Raw genomic sequence first — 19,918 nt, 5'->3', positions numbered from 1 at the left:
TGCAGACCTTTCGTCATGGCCTCCTACCTTTCTTTCGGGCCTTTCGGCCGAATCTCTCAGCACCCTTCCGTAACGGGTGCTGCTTGCTGACAGCTCTAGTTATATCCAAATTCCAACCGCAATTCCACCTCGCCCCCGAACGGTCAACAAAGTTCGATGAACGGTATATCGAATATGATTCCCCCATAATGCACTTCGGCGTTCTAAAGTAGCTTTTCTAAGGTAAACGCTCTTTTTTCTCAAAAATCATTCGCAATTACAACTCCAATCTTTCGATTAAGAATTGCATATCTACAACGGTTTTATGTATATAAATGACGCTTGTTCGTGTTTCTGCCTGTATTCGATGATATTCAGCTATCTATCATTCTTATTCACACATACTCAGCAGTTGAGTGAGGATCTAGACCGTTTTTCGCAACGCGACGGGCGTCAGCTCTATGGCTTGACAGCGTAAGAAGTAGGTTAAGATACCGTTCGCACAATACGTCCGTGCCACAAGTCGACTAAATTGAGACAATAGTGAATAGTGTTAGGCAACCGTCCCCTGCGGGGACTGAACGGACAGATGCATATGCCGAGCAAAATCGAAAAAAAGCAAGCCGCCGCAAAGCTGCGCAAACCGCCGCGCGACTTCTCGTACACGCAGAACCGAGAGCTCAGCTGGCTGCGCTTTGATAACCGTGTGCTTGACGAAGCCTTCGACGAGACCGTTCCGCTGTTCGAGCGTCTAAAGTTCGTGTCGATTTTCGAGTCTAACCTCGACGAGTTTCTCATGGTACGCGTGGGCGGCCTGTCCGATCTGGCGGAGCTCAAAAAACAGCCTGTCGACAACAAGAGCAATATGACCGCCTCCGAACAGGTCGATGCTGTCATGACCGAAATGCCCGGGCTCCTTACCCGATGGGAGTCCATCTTTAAGAGCATCGAGGGCAAGCTCGACATCCTAGGCGTTCACCGCGCCTGCATCGATTCGCTTACGCCCGAGGAGCGCACCTTTGTAACCCGTTACTTCCAGGCCTACGTGTCGCCGGTCATCTCGCCGTTGGTCATTGACCCGCGCCATCCCTTCCCCAACCTGCGCAACGGCGCACTCTATCTGGCCTGCGGCCTGGACGGCGTCACCGACGAGGAAAGTCTGCTGGGCCTAATCGAGATTCCCGCCTCGATGAACCGCGTGGTCGAGATCCCCTCGCCCACCGGCACCTACTCCTACATCTTGCTCGAGGACGTCATCCTCGCCTGCCTGGACAGCTGCTTTGGCTCCTACAAGCCACTCGACCGCGCGCTCATCCGCGTCACCCGCAACGCCGACATCGATCCGGACGGCGAGGGCGTCGAAGAGGAAGAGGACTACCGCCAGCACATGAAGCGCATCCTCAAGAAGCGCCTGCGTCTGCAGCCGGTAGTGCTCGCGGTCTCGGGGTCGCTCGAGAAGGCGACGCTCAAGACCATCCGCAAGGCGCTCGAGCTTTCGCGCCGCTCTGTCTTTACCTGCGATATCCCGCTCGACCTGGGCTACGTCTTTGGCATTGAGAGTAAGATTCCCGAGCACCTGCGCAACGAGCTGCTCTTTACGCCGTTTAAGCCGCAGCCCAACCCCACCATCGATATGACCCGCTCCATCCGCGAGCAGGTACTTCAGCACGACAAGCTGCTCTTTTATCCCTATGAGGCCATGAACCCCTTCCTGGATCTGGTGCACGAGGCCGCCTACGACCCCGAGTGCATCTCACTGCGCATCACGCTCTACCGCGTGGCCAAGCAGAGCCGCCTGTGCGAGTCACTGATCGATGCCGCCGAGAACGGCAAAGAGGTCACGGTGCTCATGGAGCTCCGCGCGCGCTTTGACGAGCAGAACAACATCGAGTGGGCCGAGCGCCTGGAAGAGGCCGGCTGCACCGTCATCTACGGCTCCGAGGGCTTTAAGTGCCACTCCAAGATCTGCCAGCTCACCTATCGCGAGGGCATGGCGCTAACGCGCCTGACGCTGCTGGGCACCGGCAACTTTAACGAGAAGACGGCCAAACTCTACAGCGACTTTATGCTCATGACCGCTCACCCCGGCATCGGCGAGGACGCCAACCTGTTCTTCCGCAACCTGTCGCTGGGCAACCTGCGCGGCGATTACCGCTTCCTGGGTGTGGCGCCCGTCGGACTGAAACCGCTCATCATGCGCGGGCTTGACCGCGAGATCCAGCGCGCCCTCGCCGGCGAGCCCGCCCGCGTGTTCTTTAAACTCAACTCGCTCACCGACCGCGAGGTCATCGACAAGATCGCCGAGGCATCGTGCGCAGGAGTCCGCGTGGACATGATCATCCGCGGCATCTCGTGCCTCAAGCCGGGCGTTCCTGGCAAGACCGAGAACGTGCATGTCCGTTCTATCGTCGGACGCTTTTTGGAGCATGCGCGCGTTTACGCCTTTGGCGTGGACTCGGACATGATCTATCTGAGCTCGGCCGACATGATGACGCGCAACACCGAGCACCGCGTGGAGATCGCCTTCCCCGTGCTCGACCCCACCTGCCGCGCCCTGGTGCACGAGTACATGGGCATGCAGCTGCGCGACAACGTGAAGGCCCGCAGCCTCACGAGCGACGGCACCTGGGTCCCCGTGGAGCGCGCAGAGGGTGAGAAACCCTTCAACTCGCAGGAAGCCCTGCTGGAGCGTGCCTACCGCAACGCCGAGGCCGCGCCCGAGCCCGTCATTGAGGCAAAGCCCGCCCCTGCTCCTAAGCCGCAGCCGGCCACACCCGAGGTTCAGAAGGTCCAGGCGACCGTCATTGAGCCCGAGCCCGCACCTGCACCTCAGCCCGAGCCGCAGGCAGCTAAGCCCGCACCCGAGACGAGCACCCGTCGCGATAAGCCCGCCGGCAAGACCAAGGCCATTGAGCGCCATCGCCCCGGTCGTGTGCGCATGGGCCTGGGCCTGATCGGCCTGGGTCTTAAGACGCTCATTACCGGCAAGACGAAATAGTCGTTTGTAGAAGCAGTTTGTAGAAGCGCCCCGCATTTGAGGAAAGCCTCGGATGCGGGGCGCTTTTCCCTGCTACCATGGTGCGAGCAACAACACGAATGACAGGCAGGGATATGAAGCTCACTATAGAATCGATGACCTACGGCGCCGACGGGCTGGCGCACGCCGACAACGGCAAGGCCGTCTTTGTGCAGGGCGCCGTGGCAGGCGACACCGTCGAGGCCGAGGTCGTACAGGACGGCAAGTCGTTCATGCGCGCCCGCACGACCGAGATTCTGGAGCCGAGCCCCGATCGCATTCAGCCCCCCTGCCCCTACGTGGGCATCTGCGGCGGCTGCTCGTGGGGCAATCTCTCACGCACGGCACAGCTCGCCGCCAAGGAGCAAAACCTGCGCTCCACGCTCGAGCGCATCGGCAAGTTCAGCCCTGAGCAAGTCGACGAGCTGGTGCAGCCCATCTGCCACACCAAGGACGACTGGGGCTACCGCAATAAAATCGAGCTCGAACCGACCGTCGTCAACGGTCGCGTGCGCCTTGGCATGCACGGTGTCGACCCCAGCAAAATCGTGACCGTCGATGCGTGCCCGCTGTTCGATAAACGTTTTCCCAAGGCGCTCAAATCGGTCGTCGGCGCACTCAACTATCTAAGCGGCAGCCATGACTTGGGACTCGAACGCGTGGGCATTCGTGCATCGCGCCGTACCAAGGCACTCGAGGTCGCACTCTGGACGCCAACAGGCTCTTTTCCGCGCTCGCAGGTCTCCCGCGTGCTGGCGGACGCCGCTCATCCCACGAGCATAGTGCGCGTTATGAGCAAGGGTGAAAAGAAGGCCCGCCGCGTCTCCAAGGTTGAGATGCTCGCCGGAGAGGGCTCATGGACCGAGAATATCGCCGAGGGTCAGATGCGCTTGTCTGCCCCGTCTTTTTTCCAGGTCAACACCAAGGGTGCCGAGATTTTGATCGAGCTTGTCATGGAAGCGCTCGACCCGCAAGAAGACGAGCTTGCCGTGGACCTGTACTGCGGCGCCGGAACCTTTACCCTGCCGCTCGCCCGCCGCTGCGACTTCGTCGCCGCCGTCGAGGCCTACGGCCCAGCCGTGCGCGACCTGCGCCGTAACCTGGAGATCAACAAGCTTGATAACGTCGACGTCATTGGCGGAGACGCGGTGCGCGAGTTCCCCGACCAGGATGCCGACGTCTTGGTGGTCGACCCGCCGCGCGCAGGCCTCGCCCCCGAGGCGATCGACCTTATCGCCAGCACGAGTGCTCGCGATGTCGCCTACGTGAGCTGCGACCCGGCCACCCTGGCGCGCGATCTCAAACGCTTTGTCGAAGAAGGCACCTTCTCCCCCGTCAAGATCACGCCAGTCGACCTGTTCCCACAAACCTTCCACTGCGAGACCGTCGTCCACCTTAGGCGCAACTAGCCACTTAATCATTGCTCAGAAAAATCATTGGGAAATCGAGCGTGGCAAGCGGAGGTCTTCGGGGTATAAGACGGCTAATTGTATGCCGCCTATGAAAGGAACCCTCATGCCCAGCGTTGCCGTTCTCGCCGCCGATGGCTTTGAAACTATTGAATGCTTGACCATGGTCGATGTCATGCGTCGCGGCGGTGTGCGTGCCACGCTCGTCTCGATTATGCCCACACGTGAGGTCGTAAGCTCGCTGCAGATCCCCGTGACCTGCGATGCGCTCTTTGATGAGATCAACTTTGACGAGTACGACTGCGTCGTGCTGCCCGGCGGCTTGCCCGGTGCCACCAACCTGCGTGCCGATCAGCGCGTCTGCGACGTGGTCTGCGAGTTCGCCGCGACCAAGCACGTTGCCGCCATCTGCGCCGCCCCGTTTATCCTGGGCGAGCTCGACCTACTCGAGGGGCGCCACGCCACGTGCTTCCCTGGCTTTGAGAAAAGCTTCCCCGAAGGCGCCTATACCGGCGAGAAGGTTACGCAAGACGGCAACATCATCACCGCCAGCGGCATGGCCCAGTCGCTCCCCTTTGCGCTTGAGCTGCTGCGCACGCTCGCCGGCGACAAGGCCGTCGAGAAGGTCGCCGAGGGCATTCAGCTATGATTTTGGCTTCGCAATCACCGCGCCGCATCGAGTTGATGCGCGAGGCAGGCTATGACATTCGCGTGATTCCCGCAGATATCGACGAAACGCCTTTTGATGGCGAGGCCCCGCTTACGCTCGTTGAACGCTTAGCACGCGCCAAAGCCGCCTCCGTTGCCGCCGAGCATGCCGAGCCCAACGAACTGACCGTCGCGGCCGATACTATTGTCACCTTCGATGGTAAGATTCTGGGCAAGCCGGCAACCGAGGACGAGGCGCGCACCATGCTCCGCGAGCTTTCGGGCCGCACGCACCAGGTCGCAACCGGCGTCTGCATCGTTAAGGCAGGCGACACGGCCGCTCCGCATGCCGCCGAGAGCCTGTCGTTTGTCGATGTGACCGACGTGACGTTCTATGAGCTTACCGAAGAGCAGATCGAGCGCTATGTTGCCTCCGGCGAACCCATGGACAAGGCCGGGGCCTACGGCATCCAAGGCACAGGCGGCCGCATGCTTGTGCACGATATTTCGGGTGACTTCTACAACGTGGTGGGCTTGCCCATCGCTCGCGTCGCACGCGCGATTCAAAAACTCTCGTAATTGCATCTGGCGCTGGTTATCCCCCAGCGCCTACAATTTTGCCGTACCGTACGGATCCCGACCGGGCATAAGGCCCGGCGGAAAACCGATAGGAGAAAACATGGACACACTGCTCGAAGCCATCGATGTTTGCAATGTCGATGGCTTTTGCTTTGGCAACTATACGGACGAGGAGGCTGGCACCGGCTGCACCGTAATCGTGGCGCCCGAGGGTGCCACCGGCGGCGTTGACGTTCGCGGCGGTGCTCCAGCATCGCGCGAAACCGACCTGCTGCGACCCGAGAACACCGTCGACAAGGTTCACGCCGTCTGCCTTTCGGGCGGATCGGCCTTTGGCCTCGAGGCTGCAAGCGGCGTCGCTCGCGAACTCGAGAGCCGCAGCATTGGTCTATCCGTCGGCCCCACGCAGGTGCCCATCGTGTGCTCCAGCTGTATCTTCGACCTTGCCTTTGGCGACCCCACCGTACGCCCCGACATAGAGGCCGGCATCGCCGCCGTGCGCGAGGCACTCGACAACACCCCCACCACGCTCGAGCAAGGCAATGTGGGCGCCGGCACCGGTGCCACCGTAGGTAAGCTCATGGGCCCTGCCACCTGCATGAAGGCCGGCCTTGGCGCTGCCGCCGTGGCGCTCGGTCCCGTTAAGGTAGGCGCCGTGGTTTCCGTCAACGCCTGCGGCAACGTTGTCGACCCCCTCACCGGCGAGTGGGTCGCCGGCATGCGCGCCTCAGCCGATAGCGACCAAATCGTCGATATGGAACTCGCAGCCTTTGCCGCCGCCGGATCCATGCAGATGCCGCTCGACCGCACCAACACCACCATCAGCTGCATCGTCACCAACATGGAGCTCACTAAGGCCCAGGCCACCAAGGTCTCCCAAATGGCCGCAGACGCCTACGCACACGCCATCCGTCCCACGCACACCACCAACGACGGCGACACCATCTACACCCTCGCCAGCGGCAAACTGGGCGCCCAGGCAAGCGCCGCCGTTCCCCTAGACCTGCTGGGCATGCTCGCCGTAAGGGCTTTGCAAACCGCCATCGTAAACGGAGCCAAAACCGCTAAAACCTCCCACGGCATCCCCGGCGCCGCAAAGTAATCTCACTCGACCGTCGGCCGGAGGCGGGCGGGCATTACGTTTGCTGCTCTACAGTCCTATGCAAGACGAAGGCCACATTAAGTGGCCTTCTTTGCATGCGGAACTCGCGACAAACGTAATGCCCGCCCGCCTCCGGCCGACTACCAACCAAAATCTTTTCAGCCCAGGCCCCTGTGTACCGCGCGTCCAATATCTTCAAATTCAGCTGTCTGACATAAAGCGAGGCATAGCAGAGGACCCCTGGTCCTTAACTTGATACGAGTTCCGCACGCAAAGGAGGCGCCAGTGGCGCCTCCGTCTTGCGCAGGACTGTTCGAAGTAGCAAGTTAAGGACCAGGGGCCCCCGTTACCCGAGCGTTTCTGCCCTAGTTGAATTTGAAGATCTTTGAGGCAAGACGGTATAGGCCGAGTGTGGTTTTGTCTCCGGCACGACCGCGGAGGTTAGTGAAGAAGCCGACCACACCGTAACGTGCACGACGATACATACGCTCGTCATAGGCCTTCAAATCATTCCACAGCGTCTTCAGACGCTCATCGGCACAATCCTCGTCGGAAAGCTTGGTGAGCACCGAGCAGATCGCCATCATCATGGTGAAGTAGCCCATCATGTACGAACGCAGACGCGACGACTCGACATCGCTGTACAGGTGGTACGACTCCATCATGATACGCGTAACACGGAACTGCTGGTCCAGACGCTTGACCATCGTGGCCTCGTTGACACTCTGGCCCTCGCGACCGATAAAGTAGCGATAGAGGTCGATGTCGGCGTAGTACATGGTCTTGCAACGCGGCAGCGGCACGTAGGCGTAGATGTTGTCCACATAGAACGTGTGCGGCGGCATGGGCAGGTTGGACTCGCGCAGCACATCCGTGCGATAGCACAGGCTGTGCATGAGCAGATTCTGGTCCAAACGGAAATGGCCGATCTGGTCCCAGGTAAAGATCTTTTTTCGAGGCAGGGCAAACTTGTAACCAATGGCCGTATGCGTACCCTCGTAAACCTTCTCGTACACGTAGTTCGAGATAAACAGGTCAACGCGCTGGTCGCGCTCTTCAAAGCCGCGCAGAATCGACAGCATGGTCGAAAGGGCAGCGCCGTCAAGCCAGTCGTCCGAGTCGACAACCTTGTAGTAGGTGCCCTGCGCCTCGCGCAGACCCGAAAGGACGGCAATACCGTGGCCGCCATTCTCCTGGTGCACCGCGCGGATGATTCCAGGATAACGGGCCTCCCACTCGTCGGCCTTGGCGGCCGTCTCATCCTTGGAGCCGTCGTCCACCACGATAATCTCGATATCGGTGGCATAATTGCTCCCCTCCAAGATGGAGGTGATGCAATGGTCCATGTCCTTAGCGGCGTTATACGAGGGAATACCGAATGTTATGACTTTATGCATGGCAGGCGATAATCTCATCCGAAAGATCGAGGGCGGAATTGGTCACGGCATCCATATCGTAGTAACGATACTCGGCCAGACGACCCACCGGGTGGAAGTTTGTCAGGTTCTGGACGCGCTCAAGATAGCGCTCATAGAGCTCACGGTTCTCGGGCTCAAGAATGGCGTAATACGGCGTCTCGCCCGAGCCGGGCGTATAGGCCTTGGAGTACTCCTTCATGATGGTGGTCTTGCCGGGCAGGACCTGACCAGTCATGTTCTTGAACTCGGTAATGCGCGTGTAGTCCTCGCTCGTGGTGTAGTTGACGGTGCCCACGGGCTGGAACTGATCCATATCGAGCGTCTCGAACTTCATGTCGAGCGTACGGTACGGAAGAGCGCCCAGGTCGAGGTTGAACAGCTCATCGAGCGGACCGGTATAAACGATCTCGCCGCCGTAGACCTTGCCACCGATCTTGACGGTGGTCTCGTCGATCTCAAAGAGATCGCGGGCGTCCACGTCGCAGAACACGTCGATCAGGTCGTGGTCGAGCATATGCTCGAACAACGCCGTGTAGCCGTCCTGCGGCATACCCTGGAAGGGAGCCTGCGGGAAGTAGCGGTCATCGTCGCCCACAAAGACGGGAACGCGGCCGGTGATCGACGGGTCGATCTGGTCGGGCGTCTGACCCCACTGCTTCATGGTGTAATGCAAAAAGACGTTCTCGTAGACGTAATCGGCGACCTCGGCCAAGTCGGGGTCGTTCTTCTTACGCAGCTCCATAATGGGCACCTTGACATCCTTGCCAAAGGTCTCCACGAGCTTCTGATACAGCTCCTCGCCGCGCTCATCACCAAAGGCGAGCTTGAGACTCGCATGGTTGAAGGGCACGGGCATAAGGGCACCGTTGATGTTGGCGAGCACCTTGTGCTGATAATCCGTCCACTTGGTAAAGCGCGACAGGAAATTATGCACACGCTCGTTAAAGGTGTGATAGATATGCGGACCGTACTCGTGGATCAGGATTCCGGCCTCGTCAGTGCAGTCATAGGCATTGCCCGCAATGTGGCTACGGCGCTCCAAAACGGCAACACGATAGCCGATAGTCTCGGCAAGACGGCGGGCGCAAACGGCACCGGCATATCCAGCACCGACGACAATCATGTCGTACGCGCCGGCGTTAAAGCCTTCAGGCAGGCCTGAGGTAATCTGCATCGATACTCCTTGTCAAAAGCCACGGGCTCGTTAGCTGGGCTTTTCTCGAACATTCTTCGAGACATATTTATCAGAGCGATTATAGCGCTAATGCGTCCTATAATGAGCTTGCCACACAAGGAAAGCTCAAGCACCGCGGCGTACATAATTGAAAGGTAAACCCGCTAGCAGCGGGTTTATTCGTGAACAGCCGGGCGCCTGGAGCTTAGCGAAACGCTTGCAAGGAGTAACATGAGCGATTTCCTAAACCGTATGAAGTCTGCCGCCAAGGCCGACCTTAAGACCATCGTCCTGCCCGAGGGCGAGGATCCGCGCACCATCGTCGCGGCCAACAAGATCATCGAGGAAGGCCTGGCCAACATCGTCATCCTGGGCGATCCCAACGAGATCAACGTTCCCGGCGCCACCGTCATCGACCCGCGCAATGCCGAGAAGCACGAGGAGTACGCACAGAAGTTTGCCGAGCTCCGCGCCAAGAAGGGCGTTACCATCGAGCAGGCTCGCGCCCAGGTGATGGACGCCACCTACTTTGGCACCATGATGGTCAAGATGGGCGACGCCGACGGCCTGGTCTCCGGCGCCTGCCACTCCACCGCCGACACCCTGCGCCCCGCGCTTCAGATCCTCAAGACCGCCCCGGGCACCAAGCTGGTCTCGGCCTTCTTCGTGATGTGCACCGACACCCCGCAGTTCGGCACCGACGGCACGCTGATCTTCGCCGACTGCGGCCTCAACATCAACCCGTCCTCCGACGAGCTCTCCGAGATCGCCATCGCCTCCGCTCACTCCTGGTCCACCTTCATGGGCAACGTTGAGCCGCACGTGGCCATGCTCTCCTACTCCACCATGGGCTCCGCCGGCGGCGAGGTCGCCAAGAAGGTCCAGGAGGCCGTGAAGTTCTGCAAGGAGAAGGCTCCCGAGCTCGCCATCGACGGCGACCTGCAGCTCGATGCCGCTATCGTCCCCACCGTCGCCCAGCTCAAGGCTCCCGGCTCCTCCGTTGCCGGCAAGGCCAACGTGCTCGTGTTCCCCGACCTCGAGGCCGGCAACATCGGCTACAAGCTGGTCCAGCGCTTCGCTGGCGCCGACGCTTACGGCCCCATCCTGCAGGGCATCGCCAAGCCGGTTAACGACCTTTCGCGCGGCTGCTCTGCCGACGACATCGTGGGTGTCGTAGCCATCACCGCCGTCCAGGCTCAGATGGCTGAGTAGCGGACGCACTCGCCCGAAGGCCGTACGGGCTAACCCCTGAAAACGTCCTCGACCAATGAAACGCCCCCGTTCTGCTCCTTCGGAGCTACGAACGGGGGCGTTTCTGGTCTGCGGAATGTTTTCAGGGGTTAGCCCGTACGGCCTTCTACTGCTACGAAGCATTCAGAGCATCTGGAGTGGACGGCGGCTTGGCTACGAGCTGGGGCTGAGGATCTGAATGGATGGGTGTCATTGCTGGGAGCGCAGGCGTTACTGGTGATGATCACTTTGGGACTGGAATTTCCGCCTGCTAGCAAAAAGGCCTCCTGAGCTGCTGCTCAGGAGGCCTTTCGTTCAATCGCAAGCGAACGCACTAGTTATTCGCGGTCAGACGCTCGACGTCGTGGGCGATCATGTATTCCTCGTCGGTGGGGATGACCATGACCGTGACGGCGGAACCGGCGGCGCTGATGACCTGCGGGCCGTTACCCACGGCCTCGCGGTTCTTGTTGTTGTCGATGCGCACGCCCAGCCACTCGAAGCAATCGCAGAAGGCCTTGCGGATCGACCAGTCGTTCTCGCCGATGCCGGCGGTAAAGGTGATGGTGTCCACGCCCGCCATGGAAGCGATCATGGAGCCAGCCTGCTGCATGGCCTTGTAGGCAAACATGTCGAAGGCAAGCAGACAGCGCTCGTCGCCCTCGGAGGCGCGCGTACGGATGTCACGGGCGTCGTTGGAGATGCCCGAGATGGCAAGCAGACCAGACTGCTTGTTCATCATGTCATCGACTTCCTGGTAGCTGTAGCCGCCCTCGCGCTGCAGGTAGCACACGGTAGCCGGGTCAATGGAACCACAACGGGTGCCCATCATCAGGCCGTCGAGCGGCGTGAGGCCCATCGTGGTATCGCGGCATACACCGTCCTCAATGGCGGCGAGCGAAGCGCCGTTGCCCAGATGACACGAAAGCAGACGGTGGCAGCGCGAACCCAGGATCTCCTTGGCCATCATCCACTCATAGCGGTGGCTCGTACCGTGGGCGCCGTACTTGCGCACGTGATACTTGTCACACACGTCCTTAGGCAGGGCGTAGGTGTAGGCGACCTCGGGCATAGTCATGTGGAACGAGGTGTCGAAGACGGCCACGTTGGGCAGCTCCGGATACTTCTCGCGACAATACTCGATTGCCGCTGCCTCGCCGTAGTTGTGCAGCGGGGCAAGCGGTGCCACCTCGAGAATCTTAGCCATGACCTCATCGTCGACGACCGCGGAATCGTCAAAGTACCAGCCACCCTGAACGATACGATGCCCAATGCCATCGATCGTAAAGTCGGTCTTCTCGAGCTCCTCGAGCACACGTGCGATAGCCGAACGGTGGTCCGGGAAGGGGACCTCCTCGGTTTGCTTGGCGCCACCGTTCTCGGAGTGGCCAAAGATGCCCATGTCCGAACCGATACGTTCGCAGTTGCCCTTGGCGAAAACCTCGCGGGTATCGGTATCCAAAAGCTGATATTTAAGGCTTGAGCTACCGGCGTTGACAACAAGTACGTTCATGAGACTCCTTTGCAGTGCGATACGGTCGGCGCAGACCCCTTAAGGCGGCCGCATGTTAATAAGAAGTTATCACAACTTAATAAATAACTATCAGGCATATCGCCCAACGAGCACAAAAGAGGGGCCGAACGGCGCTCGGTCGTCCAGCCCCTCCCCTTTTGCAATTACTTGCCGTTGACGATGCGCTCGACGTCGGAAGCGATCATGAACTCCTCGTCCGTGGGGATAACGAAAATCTTAACCTTGGAATCCTTGGCAGACAGGCACCAAGCGCCGTCACCACGCAGGGCGTTGCGGGCATGATCCATCTTGACGCCCATAAAGGCCAGACGGTCGGCAACGCCGGCGCGGACGGCCGGAGCGTGCTCGCCGATGCCGGCGGTAAAGACCAGGGTGTCCATACCGCACATAGAAGTGGCCATCTCGGCAGCCTTGGCGGCAATCTTGTAGACAAACATGTCGAAGGCGAGCTGAGCCTCGGGGTCGCCAGCGGCAGCGAGCTCCTCGACGTTGCGGCAGTCGTTGGTCTTGCCGCCGGTCACAGCCAAAAGGCCGGACTTCTTGTTCATCATCTCGTCGACCTCGTCGAAGGTGTAGCCGCCCTCGCGCTGCAGGTAGCACACGGTAGCCGGGTCGATGGAGCCGCAGCGGGTGCCCATCATGACGCCGTCGAGCGGCGTCAAGCCCATGGTGGTGTCCATGCACTTGCCGTCCTCGATGGCGCACAGGGAAGCGCCGGAGCCGATATGGCACACGACGACCTTGCGGGCCCCGCCGTTGGTCATCTCGGCGACCTTCTTGGAGATGTAGCGGTAGCTGGTGCCGTGGGCGCCGTACTTACGGATGTGCAGCTTGTCGCAAACATCCTTGGGCAGAGCGTAAGTCTTGGCGACCTCGGGCATGTTGAAGTGGAAAGCGGTGTCATAGACCGTGACGTTGGGCAGGTCGGGATACTGCTCCAGGCAGTACTCGATAACGTTGGCCTCGGGGTTATTGTGCAGCGGGGCGAGCGGAGCGACCTCGCGGATCTTGGCGAGGACGTCCTCGTCGACGAGGGAGGAATCACCGAAGTACCAACCGCCCTGAACGATACGGTGGCCGATACCCTCGATCTTGACGCCGTTGGCCTCAAGGTCCTTCAGGACGACCTCGATGGCGACCTTGTGGTCGGGAAACTCGATGTTCTCGGTCACCTTCTTGGAGCCGTTGGCAGCGTGGGTGAAGGTGCCGCCGGTAAAGCAGACGCGCTCGCAGGAGCCCTTTGCGGACACCTTATGGGACTTGGTATCGATGACCTGATACTTAAGGGTCGAAGATCCTGCGTTGACGACCAGAACGTTCATGTGTCTCCCTACTAACAGGCGGTGTGGCGCCGCCAGGTTACATACGCTTCAATAATAAACCCAAACGCCCTCGCGCTCGGGTTTATTGCGTTGATATATAAGTTATCGGTGTCTAAATACTCATGTCCTTTGGCTTGTAAGACGAAAGAGCGCGGGGATATACACCAAAGAAGAGATTCCGAGTGCGACAAGCAATATGACTCGAATGCCCGCGATGCTGCTCAACACAGCATTGAACAGATAGAAAAGGATGGCGCCCACCGCCACCATCTGGCTTTGAACCGAAATCAGTGAACAGCGCATCGAAGAATCGGCTGCTTTTTGAAAAATTGAGTATTTAATTGGAGCAAATAACGAGTACGCAACCGTCTGCAGCACATAGAACACGGGCAGCAAATTAGCCGGAGTAAGGGGAATCAAAAACAAAGCTGTCAGGAAAAGGCGCACGATGCCGCAAATACGCGCAAAGCGGCCCTTGTCGACATGAGCAATCGCACAGGGCACAATAAGTCCCATGGAGGCCGAGGCAAGGAGCTGGACCGCAATGGTCACACCCGAAGCGACGGCATTCATTCCGCAACCCGCAAGCAGCAGTGAGAAAAAGTCTTCCAGGGCGACAAAAGCAAATGCCTGAGAACAGTCCATGATGAACGCTGAACGAAGAATGCCATTACCCGCAATAGCGGCACCGATCATCTTCGGGCTAATCCCACGCTCAGGTGTCGCCGCAGTGCCCCCTCTTCGCATCTCAGGAATGCGGACAACGACAACCAACGTCAACACCATTGCGATGATATCTGCCGAAAGACCAATGAGATATGCACCGACAGACGAAATAAAACCGCCCACGCAAGCGGAGATGGCATAAGAGGCATAGAAAACAAATCGCTCAACGACATTAAGTCTTACAAGCTGGTCCTGAGAGACGCTGTCAATGTAAATCGCTTCTATGGATCCGCTCACACATGCAACGGCAAAACCCTTGAGAGCGAACGCACCGATTAAAAGCAGAGGAGATCGGACGAGAAGCAGGGCGACGTAGTACCCAAGCATTCCCACAATGCCAACGAGGCCGCTCACTTTTCGTCCAAACCTGTCAGCAATATAACCAGTAGGAACCTCAAGAATGAACTTGCTCACTTGGTATGCAATCATCATGCTAGAAATCGCCACCATCGAGAATCCGACGAACTCAAGGTAGACAGTTAGAAAATACAAGATGGTGCTGAAGTTCGACAGAAAAACGAACGTCATATAAAGCAAAACCGTACGGTTTTTCATGCTCCGCCCTCCAAGAGTCAGCAATCTAAATCGGAATCTTGGAAAAGCATGAGGGCAAAGCTGTCAGCTATGTGTTACAAGGCGTCAATAATCACTTGACGTCTCGAAGCCAATTAATTTCACGAAGCAAGATGACGCAATAGGTGCAGAAAAACCGTCTGGTGTCGATCAGTCCAGGAATTTTGCCGATAGCAAAAGTAGATAGGCAAGGTTACATCACGCGAACCTTCAATGGAGCACTCACTCACTTCCGATCCATCTGATGCGAGAGAAGAGCCAGAAAAACCCAATATCAATCCCCCGGCTTGAAGAAACTCAGCCTGCGCTCTGTTTCCGTATTCGACGTCGCGGAAGCGGAAATTAACCAGCTGAGCTTCGGGGCATTGATTGATTGCATTGAGACAGGGCGACAAATTAATGGGAACAGCTAACCTGCCGCCCAGTAACTCGCGAATGGTCATGGCGCCCACAGATTGATGACCCGCTGGGCACGAAAGAACCTTGAGCTCTTTTTCACCCAAATATTTTGAAGAAAGGACGCTGTCCCGTGGTTCCTCGAATGAGATAGCCGCGTCCGAAATTCCAAGTATAAGTGATTCAAAGCATGTTGCCGTTGGCTGATGCCACACATCAAGATGAATCTGAGGGTGCGAGCGTTCAAACGAGTCATACCATTTTTCGGCAAAAAGGCGCCCCCGTCCATGAAGGCAGGGGGCGTAAAGACGAAAGTGGCCATCGGGCGAAACGCCGTCGCCCCTCGATTGAGCGTACTTTTTGAGATCGTCGACTTGTGCCAAGATCACGCGTGCACGACGTGCAAATTCTCTGCCCGCCGGAGACAAAACAGCCTCCCCCGCCGATCGGTCGAGCAAAACAATCTGATACTCAGATTCCAACTTTTTGATTGCCGACGAAACGGCCTGCGGACTCACATGAACGGCGCGAGCTGCTTTGCGCACGCCGCCATAGTTCGCTACCGCTTGAAGGTATTCGAGTTGAGAAAGCTGCATAGATTACTCCAAAGGCAGCCAAGTCGACGGGCTACGCGTCCTCAGATGAGGTTCTCGCCCAGGCTCTTGCCGCCGAGGACGTGCATGTGGAAGTGCATGACGGTCTGGCCGGCGTTAACGCCCTTGTTGGAGATGACGCGGAAACCGTCCTCCAGACCCTTGGCCTTGGCGACCTCCTGGATGGCGTGGGCCATGGCGCCCATGGTCTCGGCAGGCACGCTGTCGGCGATGTCGCTGTAGTGCTTCTTAGGGATCACGAGCGTGTGGACCGGCGCCTGCGGGTTGAGGTCGTCGAAGGCGATGACCTGGTCGTCCTCATAGACAACGGTCGAGGGGATCTCGTGGTTGGCAATTTTACAGAAGATGCAATCGCACATAGCTGGTTCCTTTCTTACAGACCAAGGTAATTATATTTGGTCGAGATGCTTAGAACGAAAGGTTATCATCGGTGTTGGCGGCCTCGCCGTCGGCGAGCACGTCGTTGCCGTCGACGTCCTTAAGGAGCACCGAGACCTTCTGCTCGGCATCGGACAGGCGGGTGCGCAGGCTTTTGAGGAGCTCGACGCCGCGGGTGTAGCTCTCGAGCGACTCCTCGAGCTCCATATCGCCCGACTCCAGGCTGCGGATGATGAGCTCCAGCTCCTGCGAGGCCTGCTTGTACGTAAGCTGCTCTACCGGGGTCTTCTCTGCCATATCTGTTTCCTTTCCTAAGGGTCTATCACTGCGAAACGCGGTCTACTCGACCGTATCGACCGTTGCTGCCACGTTGCCGTCTGCCATGCGCACGCGAATGGCGTCGCCAGGCTTAAAGGTCTTGGCACTCGTAGCCACACCATCATCGCTGTACGCGATGGAATAGCCGCGAGCAAGCACTTTGAGCGGCGACAGGGCATCGAGCGACGCTGCCGCACGGCTCAGGTCGGACGCTGGCTTGCTGAGCATCGTGCGCCCTTGATGCTCTAGGCGGGAACTCGCAAGCGTGAGCGCATGGCGCTTACCATCGAGCCCCGAGGTGCTTGTAATCAGACGCTCGGGCAAGCGCTCAAAGTTGGAGCGGAATGTCCCGACCGAGCGTACTATGGCGCCCGACAGGCGATCGGCAGTCAGCGCAAGCTCCGATTCGCGACGGTCGACCATAAATGTGGGGTCGTTGAGGCACGGGCGACACGCAGCCGCATCGAGCGCATCGCCCAAGCGAGCCGTATAGGTATCCCAGGCACGGCGACCGCGCTGATCGAGCATCTCCAGGTCGACCTGGGCCGACCCAATCATCGATGCCATCGCGGCACCCAGACGCTGATGGCGCGCCTCGAGCACATCGGCCAACTCCGTCATAGCCGGCGCCACCGATTCTGCCGCCGCCGTGGGCGTGGAGGCGCGACGGTCGCTCACCATATCGCAGATCGAGGTATCGGGCTCATGACCAATGCCGGTCACCACGGGCACAGGACAAGCCGCCACCGCGCGGGCAAGTTCCTCGTCATTAAAGGTCATGAGGTCCTCAAAGGAGCCACCGCCGCGCACCAGCAAAATACAGTCGGGCGCCGGCGTAATGGAAGCGGCGCGGCGCAAGCCCTCAATGAGCTCGGCCGGCGCACCCTCGCCTTGAACCTTGGCGCCCACACAGACGAGCTCGACAAGCGGGTTGCGACGACGCAATGTGCGCTTGACGTCGTCGATTACGGCACCCGAAAGCGAGGTGACGACCGCCACGCGGGAGCAGAACACCGGGATGCGGCGCTTGCGCGCTTCGTCCATCAGGCCCTCGCGGCGTAGCTTTTCGGCCAGTTGCGCCACTTGTTGACGCAGCAGACCCTCCCCCGCCAGCGAGAACGAGCGGGCAACGAAGCTCATGCGACCCGTAGGCTTGTAGAGATTGAAGCTGCCCTTAAAGCTTACCTGCATGCCGTCGCGCAAGTCGAAGGTGCGCTTAAGGTAGGCGCCCTTCCAGATGATGCAGTCGACGGCGGCCGAGTCGTCTTTAATCTGGAAGTAGCAGTGGCCGCTTCGGGCGTTGGGACCACGGAAACCCGTGACCTCGCCCAGGACACTCAGCTGCGGAATGGCATCGAGCGCACCGGCGGCGATCTCTACCGCCTGGCTCACGCTGAGCTCCTTACGCTCCTGCTCGTCCGAACCGTCGAACTCGGCGGAAACGGCATTGCCGGTTAGATTCCAGCCTGCCACGCAGCCTCCTTTCGTCATCGTGCACAAGGGCTCCGGCCCTGCGCAAATTCAAGTCCAACACATAGTACAGCGCCGCGAGGACACGAATCCCCGCGGCGCCTGCCTGTCCCATTTGTTATCGGTTGGAGTTTCTGTTGTAGCGAGCCATAAGATAGAGCAGCTGAATAATCGAGGTGAGCGCAGCGGCAATATAGGTAAGCGCGGCGGCCGTCAGCACCTTCTTGGCACCGTTGACCTGCTTGGAACTCATGCCCGACTGCTCGATATACGCCACGGCGCGGCGGCTGGCGTCAATCTCGACCGGCAGCGTAACGAGCTGGAACAGCACGCTAAACGAGAAGAAGATCAGCGCGAGGGTCGTGAGTCCCGCGATGTTCATAAACAGGCCCAAGAGCAACACGATGGTCCAGGTGTTCTGGGTAAAGTTGACGACCGGCACGAGGGCGGTACGTACCTTCATCATGGCATAGCCGCTTTGACGCTGGGCGGCATGGCCCGCCTCGTGGCAGGCGACGGCAACGCTTGCGACCGAACCGCCCGAACGATTGGCATCCGACAGATACAGGTTGTTGTCCTGCGGGTTGTAATGGTCGGTGAGCTCGCCAGCGACACCCTTGATACCCACGGCACTACAACCGTTGGCATCGAGCATGCGGCGAGCGACCGTGGCACCCGTATCGCCGTCCGAGCGAACCTTGGACCAGGTTTTGTACGTCGAGTTGATATAGTTCTGTGCGGCAAGGCCAAGCACCGTGCAGACAAGAACAACCAGCAGGTACAGCGGGTCGATGCCAAAGCCGTATCCATAGTAATAGGGCATGCGAATTCCTCCGAATCGAGTTACACGTTGGAGGCATTCTACCCACTCAAGCGGCTAGGCTTCCTTATAGCAATTCAATTTTGCCATCTTTGACCGTCAGCCCCATATTGCCCGAGAGCAGATCGTCCAGGCGCGAACCAACAAGCTCAAAACGCCAGCCTTCACGCAGGGGGCTCTGCTCGGGATGCTCAATATAGTCGGCCAGGTCATCGCGCGAGGCAATGACCGAGGTCGCCACGCCCGAGCGCTCGGCAACCAGGCGGATGAGCGCATACATCAGGTCCGTCACGCTCTCCAGCTCCGGCGAGATCTGACGGTGTCCGCGCACCATGAGCGGCAGGCGATCGTGCGGGCAGCTCGCGCCGCGCTTGATGGCCATGAGCGCACCGTCCACGTCGCGCTCCCCCAGCTGGTCGGTACCGCGAATGCTACGGAACTCCTCAACGCGGACGGGATTGCGCTTAACGAGCGCAAGCAGCGTGTCGTCGGACATGACCCACTTGCGCGGGATGTTACGGCGCTCGGCGCGGTCCTCGCGCCAGGCGGCGAGCTCGCGCGCGATACCCAGCTGGTGACGGCTGCACGAATTGATGCGCTTGACCTTGCGGAACGCCTCGTGGCGATCGGCGCGATAGTGCGACTCGTCAGCCAGCGGGCGCAACTCGTCGAGTACCCAGTCCACGCGGCCCAGCTCGCGCAGACGGCTCATCATCTCGGTATAGGCAACGATCAGGTACTTGACGTCATCGATCGCGTACTCAATCTGCTTATCGGTCAGCGGGCGACGCGACCAGTCGGTCAGCGACTCAGTCTTGGGCAATGAGACGCCGCAAAACGTCTGCACGAGCGCGCCGTAGGAAATCTGCTGGCGCTCGCCTAAAAAGGCGGCGGCCACCTGCGTGTCAAAAATCGGACGCGGCAACACGCCTACGGTATGAAGCATAACTTCCATGTCCTGCGAGCAAGCATGGAACACCTTGGTCACGCTCTCGTCGGCCATGAGTTCGGCCAAGGGAGACAGGTCGTCGATCACCAGCGGATCAACCGCGACGCTCTCGGCAGGAGTGGCAATCTGGACCAGGCACAGGCGCGGATGGAACGTGCGCTCGCGCAAAAACTCGGTATCGACGGCAATCGCGTCAAACTCACGGGCGCGCTGGCAAAAGTCGAGTAGAGCCTGATGTGTGGAAATGTACATATCAACCCATC

General features: G+C 59.3%; 17 protein-coding genes. 6 read left to right on the top strand and 11 right to left on the bottom strand.

The features are described 5' to 3' along the window. The first annotated feature begins 568 nt into the window (after positions 1–568). The 5 genes from ppk1 (at position 569) to DW943_RS05020 (ending at position 6,733) form a co-directional block, all read left to right on the top strand. A complete protein-coding gene (gene ppk1 / locus DW943_RS05040) occupies positions 569–2,977 on the top strand; it encodes a polyphosphate kinase 1 (RefSeq protein ID WP_117862342.1) in 2,409 nt (802 codons plus the stop codon). 98 nt (positions 2,978–3,075) lie between these two features. Then, complete coding sequence (gene rlmD, locus DW943_RS05035) at positions 3,076–4,404, top strand: 23S rRNA (uracil(1939)-C(5))-methyltransferase RlmD (RefSeq protein ID WP_117862341.1); 1,329 nt, start codon at positions 3,076–3,078, stop codon at positions 4,402–4,404. Positions 4,405–4,510: 106 nt separating this feature from the next. Further along, positions 4,511–5,053 carry a DJ-1 family glyoxalase III gene (locus DW943_RS05030; RefSeq protein ID WP_055287259.1) on the top strand — a complete coding sequence of 181 codons (543 nt, stop codon included), beginning with the start codon at positions 4,511–4,513 and terminating at the stop codon, positions 5,051–5,053. Further along, positions 5,050–5,631, top strand: coding sequence for a nucleoside triphosphate pyrophosphatase (locus DW943_RS05025; protein ID WP_117862340.1), 582 nt, complete (start codon positions 5,050–5,052; stop codon positions 5,629–5,631). The genes DW943_RS05030 and DW943_RS05025 overlap by 4 nt, the downstream gene beginning before the upstream one ends. Before the next feature lie 100 nt (positions 5,632–5,731). After that, the gene (locus tag DW943_RS05020; protein ID WP_117862339.1) at positions 5,732–6,733 is read left to right on the top strand and encodes a P1 family peptidase; all 1,002 of its coding nucleotides are present in this window, start codon (positions 5,732–5,734) and stop codon (positions 6,731–6,733) included. A gap of 365 nt (positions 6,734–7,098) precedes the next feature. Here DW943_RS05020 and DW943_RS05015 read toward each other — a convergent pair whose 3' ends face one another. Continuing rightward, positions 7,099–8,130: a glycosyltransferase family 2 protein gene (locus tag DW943_RS05015; protein WP_117583931.1), complete on the bottom strand. Its 1,032-nt coding sequence runs from the start codon at positions 8,128–8,130 to the stop codon at positions 7,099–7,101. Further along, positions 8,123–9,325 (bottom strand): UDP-galactopyranose mutase, encoded by a 1,203-nt coding sequence (gene glf / locus DW943_RS05010; protein WP_117862338.1) that lies wholly within the window; start codon positions 9,323–9,325, stop codon positions 8,123–8,125. The genes DW943_RS05015 and glf overlap by 8 nt, the downstream gene beginning before the upstream one ends. 231 nt (positions 9,326–9,556) lie before the next feature. Between glf and pta the strand changes: the two genes are divergently transcribed. Then, positions 9,557–10,537, top strand: a complete 981-nt coding sequence (pta, locus tag DW943_RS05005) for a phosphate acetyltransferase (RefSeq protein ID WP_089573084.1) — start codon at positions 9,557–9,559, stop codon at positions 10,535–10,537. Positions 10,538–10,889: 352 nt separating this feature from the next. On the opposite strand, the gene DW943_RS05000 is transcribed toward pta, so the two are convergent. The 9 genes from DW943_RS05000 to rnd form a co-directional block, all read right to left on the bottom strand. After that, the gene (locus tag DW943_RS05000) at positions 10,890–12,068 is read right to left on the bottom strand and encodes an acetate/propionate family kinase (RefSeq protein WP_117862337.1); all 1,179 of its coding nucleotides are present in this window, start codon (positions 12,066–12,068) and stop codon (positions 10,890–10,892) included. A 164-nt stretch (positions 12,069–12,232) separates the two neighbouring features. After that, the gene (locus DW943_RS04995) at positions 12,233–13,411 is read right to left on the bottom strand and encodes an acetate/propionate family kinase (protein WP_117583927.1); all 1,179 of its coding nucleotides are present in this window, start codon (positions 13,409–13,411) and stop codon (positions 12,233–12,235) included. 120 nt (positions 13,412–13,531) lie between these two features. Continuing rightward, on the bottom strand, positions 13,532–14,692 hold the full coding sequence (locus tag DW943_RS04990; RefSeq protein WP_117862336.1) for an MFS transporter: 1,161 nt from the start codon (positions 14,690–14,692) through the stop codon (positions 13,532–13,534). A gap of 119 nt (positions 14,693–14,811) precedes the next feature. Then, the gene (locus DW943_RS04985) at positions 14,812–15,702 is read right to left on the bottom strand and encodes a LysR family transcriptional regulator (RefSeq protein ID WP_117862335.1); all 891 of its coding nucleotides are present in this window, start codon (positions 15,700–15,702) and stop codon (positions 14,812–14,814) included. 41 nt (positions 15,703–15,743) lie between these two features. Then, complete coding sequence (locus DW943_RS04980; RefSeq protein WP_117862334.1) at positions 15,744–16,079, bottom strand: histidine triad nucleotide-binding protein; 336 nt, start codon at positions 16,077–16,079, stop codon at positions 15,744–15,746. A 49-nt stretch (positions 16,080–16,128) separates the two neighbouring features. Then, positions 16,129–16,395 carry an exodeoxyribonuclease VII small subunit gene (gene xseB, locus DW943_RS04975; RefSeq protein ID WP_006234311.1) on the bottom strand — a complete coding sequence of 89 codons (267 nt, stop codon included), beginning with the start codon at positions 16,393–16,395 and terminating at the stop codon, positions 16,129–16,131. Positions 16,396–16,437: 42 nt separating this feature from the next. Further along, complete coding sequence (gene xseA, locus DW943_RS04970; RefSeq protein ID WP_370448070.1) at positions 16,438–17,889, bottom strand: exodeoxyribonuclease VII large subunit; 1,452 nt, start codon at positions 17,887–17,889, stop codon at positions 16,438–16,440. Positions 17,890–18,004: 115 nt separating this feature from the next. Beyond that, positions 18,005–18,709, bottom strand: coding sequence for a zinc metallopeptidase (locus tag DW943_RS04965; RefSeq protein ID WP_117862333.1), 705 nt, complete (start codon positions 18,707–18,709; stop codon positions 18,005–18,007). Between the two features lie 64 nt (positions 18,710–18,773). Further along, positions 18,774–19,907 carry a ribonuclease D gene (gene rnd, locus DW943_RS04960; RefSeq protein WP_006234315.1) on the bottom strand — a complete coding sequence of 378 codons (1,134 nt, stop codon included), beginning with the start codon at positions 19,905–19,907 and terminating at the stop codon, positions 18,774–18,776. Positions 19,908–19,918 lie beyond the last annotated feature (11 nt).

Source organism: Collinsella sp. AM44-11, assembly GCF_003467145.1.
Classification (GTDB): domain Bacteria; phylum Actinomycetota; class Coriobacteriia; order Coriobacteriales; family Coriobacteriaceae; genus Collinsella.
Note: the sequence above shows the minus strand (reverse complement) of the source record. Positions and strands in the feature narration are given on the sequence as shown.

What these genes read in the sequence shown, in the direction of transcription:
- ppk1 (WP_117862342.1), top strand. Translation starts at nt 569, where the DNA reads ATGCATATGCCGAGCAAAATCGAAAAAAAGCAAGCCGCCGCAAAGCTG.
- glf (WP_117862338.1), bottom strand. Translation starts at nt 9,325, where the DNA reads ATGCAGATTACCTCAGGCCTGCCTGAAGGCTTTAACGCCGGCGCGTAC.
- pta (WP_089573084.1), top strand. Translation starts at nt 9,557, where the DNA reads ATGAGCGATTTCCTAAACCGTATGAAGTCTGCCGCCAAGGCCGACCTT.
- DW943_RS04965 (WP_117862333.1), bottom strand. Translation starts at nt 18,709, where the DNA reads ATGCCCTATTACTATGGATACGGCTTTGGCATCGACCCGCTGTACCTG.
- DW943_RS04980 (WP_117862334.1), bottom strand. Translation starts at nt 16,079, where the DNA reads ATGTGCGATTGCATCTTCTGTAAAATTGCCAACCACGAGATCCCCTCG.
- DW943_RS05025 (WP_117862340.1), top strand. Translation starts at nt 5,050, where the DNA reads ATGATTTTGGCTTCGCAATCACCGCGCCGCATCGAGTTGATGCGCGAG.
- DW943_RS05000 (WP_117862337.1), bottom strand. Translation starts at nt 12,068, where the DNA reads ATGAACGTACTTGTTGTCAACGCCGGTAGCTCAAGCCTTAAATATCAG.
- DW943_RS05015 (WP_117583931.1), bottom strand. Translation starts at nt 8,130, where the DNA reads ATGCATAAAGTCATAACATTCGGTATTCCCTCGTATAACGCCGCTAAG.
- DW943_RS04990 (WP_117862336.1), bottom strand. Translation starts at nt 14,692, where the DNA reads ATGAAAAACCGTACGGTTTTGCTTTATATGACGTTCGTTTTTCTGTCG.
- DW943_RS05030 (WP_055287259.1), top strand. Translation starts at nt 4,511, where the DNA reads ATGCCCAGCGTTGCCGTTCTCGCCGCCGATGGCTTTGAAACTATTGAA.
- xseB (WP_006234311.1), bottom strand. Translation starts at nt 16,395, where the DNA reads ATGGCAGAGAAGACCCCGGTAGAGCAGCTTACGTACAAGCAGGCCTCG.
- DW943_RS04985 (WP_117862335.1), bottom strand. Translation starts at nt 15,702, where the DNA reads ATGCAGCTTTCTCAACTCGAATACCTTCAAGCGGTAGCGAACTATGGC.
- rlmD (WP_117862341.1), top strand. Translation starts at nt 3,076, where the DNA reads ATGACAGGCAGGGATATGAAGCTCACTATAGAATCGATGACCTACGGC.
- DW943_RS05020 (WP_117862339.1), top strand. Translation starts at nt 5,732, where the DNA reads ATGGACACACTGCTCGAAGCCATCGATGTTTGCAATGTCGATGGCTTT.
- rnd (WP_006234315.1), bottom strand. Translation starts at nt 19,907, where the DNA reads ATGTACATTTCCACACATCAGGCTCTACTCGACTTTTGCCAGCGCGCC.
- DW943_RS04995 (WP_117583927.1), bottom strand. Translation starts at nt 13,411, where the DNA reads ATGAACGTTCTGGTCGTCAACGCAGGATCTTCGACCCTTAAGTATCAG.